This is a genomic window from Variovorax paradoxus, from assembly GCA_016806145.1.
Lineage (GTDB): Bacteria > Pseudomonadota > Gammaproteobacteria > Burkholderiales > Burkholderiaceae_C > Variovorax.
In genome coordinates this window covers 762,118-774,396 of sequence record CP063166.1, presented here as the reverse complement: position 1 = coordinate 774,396, position 12,279 = coordinate 762,118, and the positions used below count along the sequence as shown (strand labels likewise).

General features: G+C 71.4%; 14 protein-coding genes. 7 read left to right on the top strand and 7 right to left on the bottom strand.

All coding sequences use genetic code 11. From position 1 onward, the window contains the following. Window positions 1-2 precede the first annotated feature (2 nt). Window positions 3-989 (bottom strand): succinylglutamate desuccinylase/aspartoacylase family protein, encoded by a 987-nt coding sequence (locus tag INQ48_03695; protein QRF58380.1) that lies wholly within the window; start codon window positions 987-989, stop codon window positions 3-5. Window positions 990-1,175: 186 nt separating this feature from the next. Here INQ48_03695 and INQ48_03690 point away from each other — a divergent pair, with 186 nt between their 5' ends. Beyond that, window positions 1,176-1,439: a hypothetical protein gene (locus tag INQ48_03690; GenBank protein ID QRF58379.1), complete on the top strand. Its 264-nt coding sequence runs from the start codon at window positions 1,176-1,178 to the stop codon at window positions 1,437-1,439. Window positions 1,440-1,461: 22 nt separating this feature from the next. On the opposite strand, the gene rpe is transcribed toward INQ48_03690, so the two are convergent. The 3 genes from rpe to INQ48_03675 are packed head-to-tail and all read right to left on the bottom strand — an operon-like array spanning window position 1,462 to window position 2,926. Beyond that, window positions 1,462-2,151 carry a ribulose-phosphate 3-epimerase gene (gene rpe / locus INQ48_03685; GenBank protein ID QRF58378.1) on the bottom strand — a complete coding sequence of 230 codons (690 nt, stop codon included), beginning with the start codon at window positions 2,149-2,151 and terminating at the stop codon, window positions 1,462-1,464. Window positions 2,152-2,201: 50 nt separating this feature from the next. Further along, the gene (locus INQ48_03680) at window positions 2,202-2,627 is read right to left on the bottom strand and encodes a type II toxin-antitoxin system VapC family toxin (GenBank protein ID QRF60595.1); all 426 of its coding nucleotides are present in this window, start codon (window positions 2,625-2,627) and stop codon (window positions 2,202-2,204) included. A 23-nt stretch (window positions 2,628-2,650) separates the two neighbouring features. Continuing rightward, complete coding sequence (locus tag INQ48_03675) at window positions 2,651-2,926, bottom strand: type II toxin-antitoxin system Phd/YefM family antitoxin (GenBank protein QRF58377.1); 276 nt, start codon at window positions 2,924-2,926, stop codon at window positions 2,651-2,653. Between the two features lie 100 nt (window positions 2,927-3,026). On the opposite strand from INQ48_03675, the gene apaG reads away from it, so the two are divergent. The 4 genes from apaG (at window position 3,027) to INQ48_03655 (ending at window position 7,967) form a co-directional block, all read left to right on the top strand. Further along, complete coding sequence (gene apaG / locus INQ48_03670; protein QRF58376.1) at window positions 3,027-3,422, top strand: Co2+/Mg2+ efflux protein ApaG; 396 nt, start codon at window positions 3,027-3,029, stop codon at window positions 3,420-3,422. 80 nt (window positions 3,423-3,502) lie between these two features. Beyond that, window positions 3,503-5,479 (top strand): site-specific recombinase, encoded by a 1,977-nt coding sequence (locus tag INQ48_03665; protein ID QRF58375.1) that lies wholly within the window; start codon window positions 3,503-3,505, stop codon window positions 5,477-5,479. Beyond that, window positions 5,476-6,750 carry a cation:proton antiporter gene (locus INQ48_03660; protein QRF58374.1) on the top strand — a complete coding sequence of 425 codons (1,275 nt, stop codon included), beginning with the start codon at window positions 5,476-5,478 and terminating at the stop codon, window positions 6,748-6,750. Before INQ48_03665 ends, INQ48_03660 begins: the two co-directional genes overlap by 4 nt. 53 nt (window positions 6,751-6,803) lie before the next feature. Continuing rightward, entirely contained in the window at window positions 6,804-7,967 is a 1,164-nt protein-coding gene (locus INQ48_03655; protein ID QRF60594.1) for a glutamate--cysteine ligase, read from the top strand. A gap of 8 nt (window positions 7,968-7,975) precedes the next feature. Here INQ48_03655 and INQ48_03650 read toward each other — a convergent pair whose 3' ends face one another. Together INQ48_03650 and INQ48_03645 are read right to left on the bottom strand one after the other, a co-directional pair. Beyond that, on the bottom strand, window positions 7,976-8,203 hold the full coding sequence (locus INQ48_03650) for a hypothetical protein (GenBank protein ID QRF58373.1): 228 nt from the start codon (window positions 8,201-8,203) through the stop codon (window positions 7,976-7,978). Beyond that, a complete protein-coding gene (locus INQ48_03645; GenBank protein ID QRF58372.1) occupies window positions 8,200-9,177 on the bottom strand; it encodes a hypothetical protein in 978 nt (325 codons plus the stop codon). The genes INQ48_03650 and INQ48_03645 overlap by 4 nt, the downstream gene beginning before the upstream one ends. A gap of 97 nt (window positions 9,178-9,274) precedes the next feature. On the opposite strand from INQ48_03645, the gene thiL reads away from it, so the two are divergent. Next, entirely contained in the window at window positions 9,275-10,249 is a 975-nt protein-coding gene (gene thiL / locus INQ48_03640; GenBank protein ID QRF58371.1) for a thiamine-phosphate kinase, read from the top strand. A 13-nt stretch (window positions 10,250-10,262) separates the two neighbouring features. On the opposite strand, the gene INQ48_03635 is transcribed toward thiL, so the two are convergent. Beyond that, window positions 10,263-11,159, bottom strand: coding sequence for a LysR family transcriptional regulator (locus tag INQ48_03635; GenBank protein ID QRF58370.1), 897 nt, complete (start codon window positions 11,157-11,159; stop codon window positions 10,263-10,265). 103 nt (window positions 11,160-11,262) lie between these two features. Here INQ48_03635 and INQ48_03630 point away from each other — a divergent pair, with 103 nt between their 5' ends. Beyond that, a complete protein-coding gene (locus INQ48_03630) occupies window positions 11,263-12,276 on the top strand; it encodes a tripartite tricarboxylate transporter substrate binding protein (GenBank protein ID QRF58369.1) in 1,014 nt (337 codons plus the stop codon). The last annotated feature ends 3 nt before the right edge of the window (window positions 12,277-12,279 follow it).

The following is a 12,279-nucleotide window of genomic DNA, read 5'->3' as shown; positions in this document are numbered from 1 at the left end:
GCTCAGGCCGTGCCGTCGAGCCGCCGTTCGCTGGGCCGCGCGAAGTAGAACCACTCGGTGTCCGGCAGCGCGAGCGCGTTGGGGAACACGATGCAGCCATCGTCGGGCGCGGTCAGCGGCGTGCCGTCGTGCCGCGTGCCGATGAGTTCGCCGCGGCGCACCGGGTCGAAGGTGGCCCAGTCGCGCGCGAAGCGGTCGTCGGCGTGCAGGCGGTCGGTCACGCTGGCCAGGCGCAGCAGCCGCGGCGGTTGTTCCGGCCCGGCCGACAGGCCCGGCGGCAGCGCCGCCATGCCCAGCAGCGCCAGCGTGCGGCGGATCGCGCGCCAGGCCACCTCGGGCGCCTGCGGATCCTGGTGCTGACCGCATTCGAGCGTGACGCCGTAGCCGCCGCAGCTGCGGATGTATTCGTTGGTGCCGCGGCCGAAGTCGATGGCGGCCTCGTCGACCGCGGCGCCGCGCTGCGCGAGGCCCGCGGCATAGATGTCGAGCCAGCCCTCGACCACGATCGGCGTGCCCAGGTGCAGCGCGAGTCGGCCTTCCTCGGCGGCGCGCGCGAAGGGCTCGAGCGTGCCGGTGTTGTCGCGCGGGCCGATCATCGCGAAGGCCTCGCCCGCGCTCTGGAACGAGTGCAGGTCGAGCAGCACCTCGTGGCGCGCGATCACGGGCGCCAGCACGTTAGTCACGCGGGCCTCGTAGTCGGCCGGCTCGGCCGCGGGCTTGAACAGCCGGTTGAGGTTGCGCTCGCCCTCGCGTTGCAGACGGCGCCGTGCGAGCGGATTCGCCACCGGCACCAGCGTGAGCTCGCCGCGCAGCAGCGCGAGCTCGCCCGCCGCGAATTCGGCCAGCACCCGCTCGATGCCGGCGGTGCCGCTGGTCTCGTTGCCATGCACGCCGCCCATCACGAGCAGCCGGGGGCCGGGGTTCAGGGAGGCGAAGGCGTGGAGTCGGATGCTGTCGTGCGCGACGGCGTCGAAGGGAGAGGAAGCCATGCGGGGATTATGAGGAGGCGTTTCGACAGGCGCAAAGATGCTTCGCTTTTCATAGCACCGACCTTCGCGGCCGCGAGGCCATGGCCGCGATCGACGCGCAGCCTACAGCCGTGCCCTGGGCTGTCCTACCGGCCCCGCGCGGACGGCCACGCAAGCTGGTGCCCACCAACGACCGAAGGAGCCTTCATGGCCAAGGACAGCACCCCGACCCGCAAGCAGCCCGCCGATCCGCAGAAGGACGCGGGCGGCGGCAAGACCAAGGTCGCGCAGGACGGCGAATCGTCGCCGCGGCTGCCGCACGAACGCGACCAGTCCTCGGACAGCCAGCAGACCCGCGACGGCAAGCCGACCGAGCGCGGCCGCCGCGCGCACGACGACGTCGAACGCGGCCTGGTCGACACCGACGAGGGCCTTCGCGCCGACAAGGTCGGCGAGCAGGCCAGGCGCTGATTCGGCGGCGGCGCGTTGCCGCTCAGGCGGCGGCCACGCCCGCCAGTTGCGTGCGCATCTGCGAGATCACCGCGCCGTAGTCCTTGGCGTTGAAGATCGCGCTGCCGGCCACGAAGGTGTCGGCGCCGGCCGAGGCCACGCGCGCGATGTTGTCGGCCTTGATGCCGCCGTCGACCTCGAGGCGGATGTCGCGCCCGCTCTGCTCGATGCGCTTGCGCGCCTGCTCGATCTTGCGCAGCGCCGAGTCGATGAAGCTCTGGCCGCCGAAGCCGGGGTTGACGCTCATGATCAGGATCAGGTCGATGTCGTCGATGACCCAGTCGAGCACCTCGAGCCCGCGCGCCGGATTGAACACCAGCCCCGGCTTGCAGCCGGCCGCGCGGATCGCCTGGATGCTGCGGTGCACGTGCGGCGCGGCGTCGGGATGGAAGCTGATGTAGTCGGCCCCGGCCTGCGCGAACGAGGCCGCGAGCGCATCGACCGGCTGCACCATCAGGTGCACGTCGATCGGCACCGGCGTGCCGTCGGCCGTCTTGGCATGCGGCTTGAGCGCTTGGCAGATCATCGGACCGAAGGTCAGGTTCGGCACGTAGTGGTTGTCCATCACGTCGAAATGGATCCAGTCCGCGCCCGCGGCGATCACGTCCGAGAGTTCTTGGCCGAGCTGGGCGAAGTCGGCGGAAAGGATGGAGGGGGCGATGCGGAAGGTCATGGGCGGCAATTGTCGCAGCCGGCCAAAGGCGCAGCGCAGCTGCCGGACTTCTATGCCCGCCAGGGATCGACCAGCGTCACGCCGGTGCCGGCATAGCCGCCCGTGTCGCGCGAGACCACCGCGAGGCCGTGCTGCGCGGCGGTGGCGGCGATGATCAGGTCGGGCTGCGAGAAGGTGCGCCCGGCCTTGCGGCCCTGCTCGACCATGAGCCGCCACTTGAACATCACGTCCTCGCTGACCGGCAGCACGCGGTAGCCGAACATCGGCCGCAGCTGCAGTTGCAGCCAGTCGTTGAGCTGAGCGCGCTTGTGGATGTCGGCCACCAGCTCGATGCCGAAGCGGATCTCGGCGAAGGTGACGGTGCTGACGAACAGGCGCTCGAGCGGCTGCGCGCCGACGAAGGCGACGACCCGCGGGTCGGGCCGCGGGCGCCGCAGCTCGGACAGGACGTTGGTGTCGAGCAGGAAGCCGCTCATGGCGCTCATGGCGCTCACGGCATTCACAGCTCGACGCTGCGCACCGGCGAAGCTTCGGAGGCGCCGACCGACAGCTCGATGTCCCGATGCGGCGAAGCCTGCAGCACGTCGACCAGGGCCTGACCCGTTCGCGCGCCCTGCAGGCGCTGGAAGTCCTCGGCCGCGATCACCACGACCTCGTCGCGCCCGTGGACCGTGACGTGCTGCGGCCCCTCGCTGTGGACGCGACGCACCAGTTCGCTGAAGCGCGCCTTGGCGTCCTGCAGCGGCCAATGGCCTGGAAGAGAAATTCTGGTCATACCGACCAGAATATGCCTTTATCGCACTTTCGGCAAGAAAGCCGGTCCGGCGCCAGGGCGCTCGCCCCGCGCCAAAACCTCAGCAGTTACCATCGCGCGCATGTCACACAGCCCCCTTTCCATCGAGGTCGAGCCGCGCTACCTCGCCGACCAGTCCTCGCCGAAGGAAGGCATCTACACCTTCGCCTACACCATCACGATCACCAACACCGGCTCGACCGGCGCCCAGGTGATCGCGCGGCACTGGCTGATCAACGACGCCTCGGGGCATGCGCAGGAGGTCAAGGGCCTGGGCGTGATCGGCCAGCAGCCGCTGCTGGCGCCCGGCGAGAGCTTCCGCTACACCAGCGGCTGCCGGCTGCAGGCCGCCAGCGGCACCATGCACGGCAGCTACCTCGTGGTGACCGAGGACGGCGAGCGCTTCGACGTGCCGATCCCGATGTTCGTGCTCGAGGCCGACATCGGCGGCGCGCCGGTCTCGCGCGTGCTGCACTAGCCTTTCCCGCTCGGGCACCGCACGGAATTCCTCCCGCTGCGGCAATCGCCCTCCTCTTCCCTTCTCGCTCCCTCCTCCCCATGGCTGCCGCTTCGCGCGACCTGCAGGGGCTGCTCGCCGGCCTCGATCCTTCCGCCGACGTCGCTCGGCGCCACATCTGGCTCATCGACCTGTTCGACTGGCTGCGCGGCGACCGTGCCTCGCCGCAGGCGGCCATGGGCCGCGTGCTGCTGCTGCTCGACGCCATCGAGGCGCGGCCCGAGCTGCGCGAGCGCGTGCGCGCCTGGTGGCGCGTCTTCACGCGCGACGTCGACCTGTCGACGCTTTTGGCCGACTACGGCTTCGCGCCGCGCACCGCCTTCCTCAGCGAATTCAACGAGCGGCTGCGCCGCAAGATCCTGCCGGGCACGCCCGAGACCACCGATGCCTCGGACCTGTTCCGCCTGGTGCTGCCGGGCGTCTTCGACGCGCGCTGGATCGCGCTGCTCGAGGCGCCGCAGTTGGTGCGCATCGGCGCGCTGCTGGCCGATGAAACGGCGGACGACGGCCTCACCGTGCCGCGCTGGCGCGCCACGCTGATGGACGCCATCACCTACTGCGCGAGCCAGCTGGTGGCCGCGGGCTTCTCGTCCGAGCTGCGGCTGCGCATGCGCAGCACCGAGGAGAGCCGGCCCTTCCATGCGCTGATGGCCGAGCTCGACGAACTGCGCGAGCGGCTGTTCGACGACCGCCCGCGCGACGAGGCCGCGGTGCAGGCGGCCTTCGTCGCGTTCCGCGACCGGCTCGATGCCTGCCGCGCGAGCGCCGCCTCGGTCTACGAACACCTCGAGGACAACGGCATCTCGGTCGGCCTGGTGTTCCGCGTGCGCCAGATGCGCGAGCGGGTGCTGCGCATCCGCGAACTGCTCGACGGCCTGATGTCGCCCACGCCCGCGGTCAGCATCGCGCGGCTGGTCGGCCGGCTGGTGCAGGCCGGCAGCGAGCGCAACAGCATCCGCGCGCTGATCGCCTCGAACTCGTCGATGCTCGCGGCCAAGGTCACCGAGCGCAGCGCCGAGACCGGCGAGCACTACATCACGCGCGACCGCGCGAGCTACCGGCAGATGGTGCGCAAGGCCGCGGGCGGCGGCGCACTGACCTCGCTCACGGTGCTCGCGAAGTTCGGCATCTACGCGCTGGGCCTGTCGGCCTTCTGGAGCGGCCTGGGCTCGGGCGTGATGTACGCCGCCAGCTTCGTCGCGATCCAGCTGCTGCACCTCACGCTCGCCACCAAGCAGCCGGCCATGACGGCGCCGGCGCTGGCCGCGCGGCTGCGCGGGATCCGGGACCACAGCGGCCTCGACGAATTCGTCGACGAGGTCGCCAATCTGGTGCGCTCGCAGGTGGCGGCGGTGCTGGGCAACGTGCTGGTGGTGGTGCCGGCCGTGGCCGCGCTCGCCATAGCCTGGCAGCTGGCGCTGCAGCAGCCGCTGCTCGATGCCGCGCATGCGGGCGCGGTGCTGCGGTCGCTGTCGCTCGCGGGCCCGACGGCGCTGTTCGCGGCCTTCACCGGCGTGCTGCTGTTCGCCTCCAGCCTGATCGCGGGCTGGGCAGAAAACGCCTTTGTCCTGCATCGGCTGGACTCGGCCATGCGGTACAACCCCCGCATCGGCGCCGTCCTGGGCGCCGCCCGGGCCCGTCGATGGGCCGACTTCATGCGCACCCACATCTCCGGTTTCGCCGCCAACATTTCGCTGGGCCTGATGCTCGGACTGCTGCCAGCGGTCGCGGGCTTCTTCGGGCTCGGCCTCGACGTGCGCCACGTGACGCTGTCGGCCGGCCAGATCGGCGCGGCCGCGGTGTCGCTCGGCCTGCCGGTGCTGCAGCAGCCGCTGCTGTGGTGGGCGGTGGCGGCGATCCCGGTGATCGGTGCGCTCAACGTGAGCGTGAGCTTCTATTTCGCATTCCGGCTGGCGCTGCGCGCGCACAGCGTGAGCCTCGCCGACCGCGCCCGCATCCGCGGCGCGCTGCGCGAGCGCTGGCGCAGCCGGCCCATGAGCTTCTTCCTACCCGCATGAACCTGACGAGTCTCACCGCCGACCTGATGGGCTTCTGGTCCGAATGGGCCCGCCCGTCGGCCGGCCTTCCCACCGTGCTGTGGTCGCTGCTGCTGGCCGCGGCCGCCGCCTCCGGCCACCTGGTGCGCCGCTACATGGGCATGCCCAAGGTGGTCGGCTATTCGATCGTGGGCACCATCGTCGGCTTCGCCGGCTTCGAGGGCGCGATCTGGCCGCTGCGCGGCATCAGCCTGTTCCTGCTCGAGCTCGGCGTGGCCGTGGTGCTGTTCGAGGCCGGCGGCCGGCTGCCGCTGCGCTGGTTCCGCCACAACCCGATGGTGCTGGTGCAGAGCCTGCTCGAGGCCACGCTGACCTACTTCGGCGTGTTCTGGGTGCTGCGCCTGCTGGGCCTGCCCGACCCGGTGGCCAACCCGCTCGCGCTGATGGCGATCGTCGCCTCGCCCGCGGTGCTCAGCCGCGTGATCATGGACACCCGCGCCGCCGGCCCGGTGACCGAGCGCGCGATGACGCTGGCCACGCTCAACACCTTCTATGCGCTCGCGCTCGGCTATGCGCAGGCCGGCCTGATCGAGCGCGCGCCGCAGACCGTGCTGCAGAAGCTCTATCCGATCGCGGTGGTGCTGGGCCTGTCCTTCGTGGTCGGCGCGCTGATGGCGCTGGCGCTGCGCACCGCGCTGCGCGTGATGAGCCCGACCAGCGAGAACACCTCGCTGCTGCTGCTGGCGCTGATCGCGGCCGGCGCCGCCGTCACGGCGCACATCGGCGGCTCCGCGCCGCTGGCCGCGCTGATCGGCGGCGTGCTGCTCAAGACCCTGAACCCCAAGCCCTGGGCCTGGCAGCGCCAGCTCGGCACCGCGGCCTCGCTGCTCACCATGCTGATGTTCGTGCTGGTGTCGATCGTCGCCGCGCAGGCCGACTGGACGCTGCCAGTGGCCAGCGTGGTGCTGGCGCTGATCGCCGTGCGCATGGTCGCCAAGATCGCCGGCGTGGCGATCGCCAATCCCGGCAGCGGCGCGAGCTGGAAGCAGGCCTTCTGGGTCGGCTGCGCGATGTCGCCGCTGTCGTCGATCGCGCTGCTGATCGCCTCCAATTTCGCCACCGCCTCGCCGCTGCTCGGCACCATGATCACCCAGGTCGCGCTGCCCTCGATCCTGCTGATGGAGCTGCTGGGCGCGGTACTCGCCACGGTCGCGATCCACGCGGTCGGCGAGAGTTCGGTGCCCTGGGCGCCCGAGGCCTTCAGCAGCACCGCCGAGGACACGCAGCGATGAGCAGCCACACGACCACTCCCCCAAGCCCCGCGATCGACCCCGACAGCGACGACGTGCGCTCGGCGCCGCTCGCCGCCGATCCCGCGAGCCGCGCCGTCAAGCTCGAGCCCTTCAACAAGTCGGAGGCGCTGTCGCTCGGCGTCGAGCTCGAGCTGCAGCTCGTGAACACGCACGACTACGACCTCGCGCCGTATGCCGAAGACATGCTGCGGCTGATGGCGCAGACCCCGCTGCCCGGCAGCGTGGTGCCCGAGATGACCTCGAGCATGATCGAGATCTCGACCGGCATCTGCCATTCGGCGCAGGACGTGATCGCGCAGCTCACGCCGATCCGCGACGCGCTGATCAAGAACGCCGACAAGCTCAACATCGCGGTGGTCGGCGGCGGCACGCATGCCTTCCAGCAATGGCACGAGCGGCGCATCTACGACAAGCCGCGCTTTCGCGAGCTGTCGGAGCTCTACGGCTACCTGAGCAAGCAGTTCACCATCTTCGGCCAACACGTGCACATCGGCTGCCCCGATGCCGACTCGGCGCTGCTGATGCTGCACCGCATGTCGCGCTACATCCCGCACTTCATCGCGCTGTCGGCCTCCTCGCCCTTCGTGCAGGGGCAGGACACGCAGTTCGACTCGGCGCGGCTGAACTCGGTGTTCGCCTTCCCGCTGTCGGGCCGCGCGCCCTTCACCACCAGCTGGAAGGAATTCGAGGCCTACTTCGAGCGCATGACCCGCACCGGCGTCGTGCGCAGCATGAAGGACTTCTACTGGGACATCCGGCCCAAGCCCGAGTTCGGCACCATCGAGATCCGCGTCTTCGACACCCCGCTGACCGTGGCGCGCGCCGCCGCGCTCGCGGGCTACGTGCAGTCGCTGGCCGCCTGGTTCCTGCAGGAGCAGCCCTTCGAGCCCAGCGAGGACGACTATCTGGTCTACACCTACAACCGCTTCCAGGCCTGCCGCTTCGGCCTCGACGCGGTCTACGTCGACCCGGCCAGCGGCCAGCACATGCCGCTGCGCGACCACATCCTGATGACCATGACCCAGCTCGAATGGCACAGCGAGGCGCTCAACGCCACGCAGGCGCTGGGCGAGCTGCGCACCAGCGTCGAGACCAACCGCAACGACGCGCGCTGGCTGCGCGAGCGGCAGGGGCGCGAGCGGCTGCTGGCCGAGGTGGTGCGGCAGGCGTCGCTGCGCTTTCGCGGGGCGGCGTAGCGCGCGCCTCAGCGCGGCACGTAGCCCTTCTCGAGCACCGCGCCGCTCTCGGCATCGATCACGAAGCGCGCGCGCGCGCCGAAGGCGACGGCATTGCTCTCGATCTCCCAGCGCGCGGGCTGCTTCGAGAAGAACCAGGGCTTGCGCAGCCGCGCCTGCACCGGCTCCACGAAGGCCCAGCCCTGCTGCAGCGCGATGCGGCGCGCGACGCCGATGGCGGTGGCTTCGTCGATCATCGCGCGGGCGCGGGCTGCAGCCGCGGCGAGGACGGTGGAGCGGGCAGTGGCGGCAACGGCGGCAGTGCCTGCGGCATGCGGGGATGCGTGGGCATCGGCCCGTCGCTCACGCCGACCCAGAACAGGGTGCCGCCCAGCGAGATGGTGCCGATGGCCATGCCCTCGGCGCGCATCTGCGACACGGTGACGTAGCCGAATTGAATGGGAAAGCGGTAGGCGCCGAGCGCCTGCGACAGGCCGTGCACCCGCAGCTGGCCGTAGCCCTCGGCCATCGCCTCCTCGAGATAGCGCAGCAGCGAGGACTTCGAATAGGCGTTCCAGCGGAACTGCGCGCGCAGCTGCCGCAGCGGGCCGGTGCGCGGCGAGAAGTAGCGGTGCACGAGCTCGTGGAACAGCGTGACCTTCTGCTCGGTGAGGCTCTGGGCGCGCGAGACCGCGATCTCGCCGTACATGCTGGTGCCGCCGAGCTCGCCGCCGGGCAGCGAGCGCGGCCGGCTCAGCGACAGCCCGTTGCCGGCCGGCGGCGGCGTGCCCACGTCGGGCAGCGGTTCGACGCGCGGCATGCCGCGCTGGACCACGGGCTTCGCGGCGCCGCGCAGCAGCATCGCCTGGATCGCGGAGATCCCCAGCAGCATCACGGCCTTCGCGAAGTGGCCGGCGGCCTCGTCGAGGTCGGCGCTGGTGCGGCCGTTGACGGCCTTGGCGGTGAACTCCGACAGCTCGCCCGCGCCCGAGAACACCGACATGCCGAGCGCCGCGAAGCCGACCACCAGCAGGATGATGTCGACCACCTCGCCCACGCCGAAGAAATGCGAGCCGGCCCACACCACCAGCGTGCCGGCGACGATCGCCAGCGCCTCGGGTTGCAGCATCGCCTCGACCGTGCCGCGCGCCTCGCCGGGCAGCAGCGGGAGCGAACGGCGCATGGCTTCGCCGACGCGTTCGGTCGCGGACAGGGTCAGGGTATCGGGCATCCGGCGGGTCTCCTCGTACAGCCCTTCAATCTAATGCATCGTCGCGGCGCCGCGTGTCGGCCATCGGCGCATGCCTTTCCCCGCTTATGCTCGGCGCATGGGTGAATTCGACCTGATCCAGCGCTATTTCCAGCGCCCCGCCACACGCTCGCCGCTCGGTGTGGGCGACGACTGCGCGCTGCTCGCGCCCGCGCCGGGCATGCAGCTCGCGGTCTCCTCGGACATGCTGGTCGAGGGCCGGCACTTCCTCTCGACCGTCGATCCGGCGCGGCTCGGCCACAAGGCGCTGGCGGTCAACCTCAGCGATCTCGCGGCCTGCGGCGCGAAGCCGCTGGCCTTCACGCTCGCGCTGGCGCTGCCGGGCGTGGACGAGGGCTGGCTCGAGGGCTTCTCGCGCGGCCTGTTCGCGCTGGCCGACCAACACGGCTGCGAGCTGGTGGGCGGCGACACCACGCGCGGCCCGCTCAACCTCTGCATCACCGTGTTCGGCGAAGTGCCCGCCGGCGCGGCGCTGCTGCGCTCGGGCGCGCGCGCCGGCGACGAGCTGTGGACCAGCGGCACGCTCGGCGATGCGCGACTGGCGCTCGAGAACTTCCGCGGCACGCTGTCGCTGCCGGGCCCGCTGTTCGAGAGAGCGCGCGCGCGCATGGAGCAGCCCGCGCCGCGCGTGGCGCTGGGCCAGGCGCTGCGCGGCATCGCGAGCGCGGCGGCCGACGTGAGCGACGGCCTCGCGGGCGACCTCGGCCACATCCTGCGCGCGAGCCGCGTGGGCGCGACGCTCGACGTCGACGCGGCGATGCACTGCATCGCGGCCGTGGCCGACGGCTCGGCCGCCGCCGCGGGGCTGGAGCGCGACACGCTGCGCGCGATGGCGATCTCGGGCGGCGACGACTACGAGCTGGTGTTCACCGCGCCCGCCTCGGCGCGCGCGGCGGTCGAGCAGGCCGGCCGCGACAGCGCGACGCCGGTCACGCGCATCGGGCGCATCGATGCCGAGAGCGGGCTGCGCTTCGTCGATGCCGCGGGCGCGCCGGTGGCGCAGCGCTTCGGCTCCTTCGATCACTTCGCCTGAACGCCACGCCGCCTCACAGCGTGCGCTTGAGCACGTCGAGGAACTGGCGCGCCGCCTCCGACAGCGTGTGGCCGCGCTTGGTGACCACCGAGATGTCGCGCGCCACGCGCGGCGCGCTCAGCAGCTTGATGACCAGCGCGGGATCGCCGGCCGCGCGCGCGAAGGCCGAGGGCATGATCGACGGACCCATGCCGCAGGCGGTCATCCACAGCGCGGTCGAGAGAAAGGACACCTCGTGCGCGACCTCGAGCGCCACGCCCGCATCGCTGGCGGTGCCGTCGATCAGCGGCCGCACGCCATAGCCGGGCCGCACCGTGATCACCGGATGGCGGCCGAGGTCGGTCCAGCGCACCACGCGCGCCTGCGCCAGCGGATGGTCGTCGCGGCAGACCAGCGCGAGATGGTCGCGCAAGAGGCGCTGCGTCTCGACCTCGGCACCGGGCCGCTCGGGCGTGCCGATGCCGAAGTCCACGTGCTCGCCGAGGATGCGCGCGATGAACTGGTCGGGCGCGCAGTCGTTGACCACCACGCGCACCTTGGGATGCTGCTGCTGGAACTGTGCGATCGCCTCGGGCAGCAGGAACGAAGCCAGGGTCGGCGTGATCGCGATCGAGACGCGGCCGCGCTCGAGCGTGGCCAGGTCGCGAAAGCCGGCCGCGAGCGCATCGACGTCGCGCAGGATGCGCTCGGCCGCCGGCAGCATCTCCTGCGCGGCGGCCGTGGGCTTGAGCGAGCGCGTGGTGCGATCGAACAGCCGCGTGCCCAGTCCGTCCTCGAGCTGGCGCAGCAGCATGCTCACCGCCGACTGCGTGACGAACAGCCGCTGCGCGGCGGCGCTGAGCTGCCGCAGCTGGTAGACCGCGAGGAAGGCGCGCAGCTGGCGGATCGTAGGACTGAAGTTCGCTTTCATCAGGAAACATGATATTTGATTCTGAATTTCTTGATTTACGAATGAATGCGCCCAGCGTTCAATCGGGCGCCAGAACCCGGATGCACACATTCAAGGAGTCCCGATGACCGCAACGATCGCCCGCGGCGCGACACAACCGCTGCGCAGGCAATTGCTGCTGGCCGCGGCCGCCGCGCTGTCCGGCGGCACCTCCTTCGCGCAGGCGCCCGCGGCGGGCGCCTTTCCCGACAAGCCGATCCGCATGGTCGTGACCTTCCCGCCCGGCGGCAGCGCCGACGCGGTGGTGCGCATGCTGGTGCCGCGGCTCAACGAGAAGCTGGGCCAGCCGGTGGTGGTCGACAACCGGCCCGGCGCGGGCGGCAACGTCGGGCTCACGCTGGTGGCCAAGGCGCCCGGCGACGGCTACACGCTGGGCGTGGGCGCGGCGGGCGCGCTCGCGGCCAACGCGAGCCTCTATGCGCAGATGCCCTTCGATCCGCTGAAGGACTTCAAGCCCGTGGGCATGCTGGCCGCGATCCCGTTCGTGATCGTCGGCCATCCCTCGATCGCGGCACGCACGCAGCGCGAGCTGATCGCGCTCGCGAAGACGCAGCCCGGCGGCCTGTCGATCGGCCATGGCGGCAACGGCACGGCGATGCACCTGTCGGCTGCGCTGTTCGCGCAGATGGCCGAGGTCAAGCTGGTCGAGGTGCCCTACCGCGGCTCAGGCCCGGCCGCGCTCGACGCGCTCGCGGGGCAGGTGCCGCTCGCGGTGGTCGACCTGCCCTCGGCGCTGCAGCAGATCAAGGCCGGCAAGCTGCTCGCCTTCGCCGTCACCAGCCCGGCGCGGCTGCCGATGCTGCCCGAGGTGCCCACGGTGGCCGAGGCCGGCCTGCCCGGCTACGACTCGACCGGCTGGTTCGGCGTGGTGGCGCCGGCGGCCACGCCCGCGCCGGTGGTCGCGCGGCTCAATGCCGAGATCAACGCGGCGCTGGGCGACGAACAGATCAAGGCCGCGATGCGCAACCTCGGCGTGGAACCCGCGCCCGGTTCGAGCGAAGCCTTCGATGCCTACATCCGCTCCGAGACGCGCAAGTGGGCCCAGGTGATCCGCACCGCCAACATCAAGCTCGAATAGACC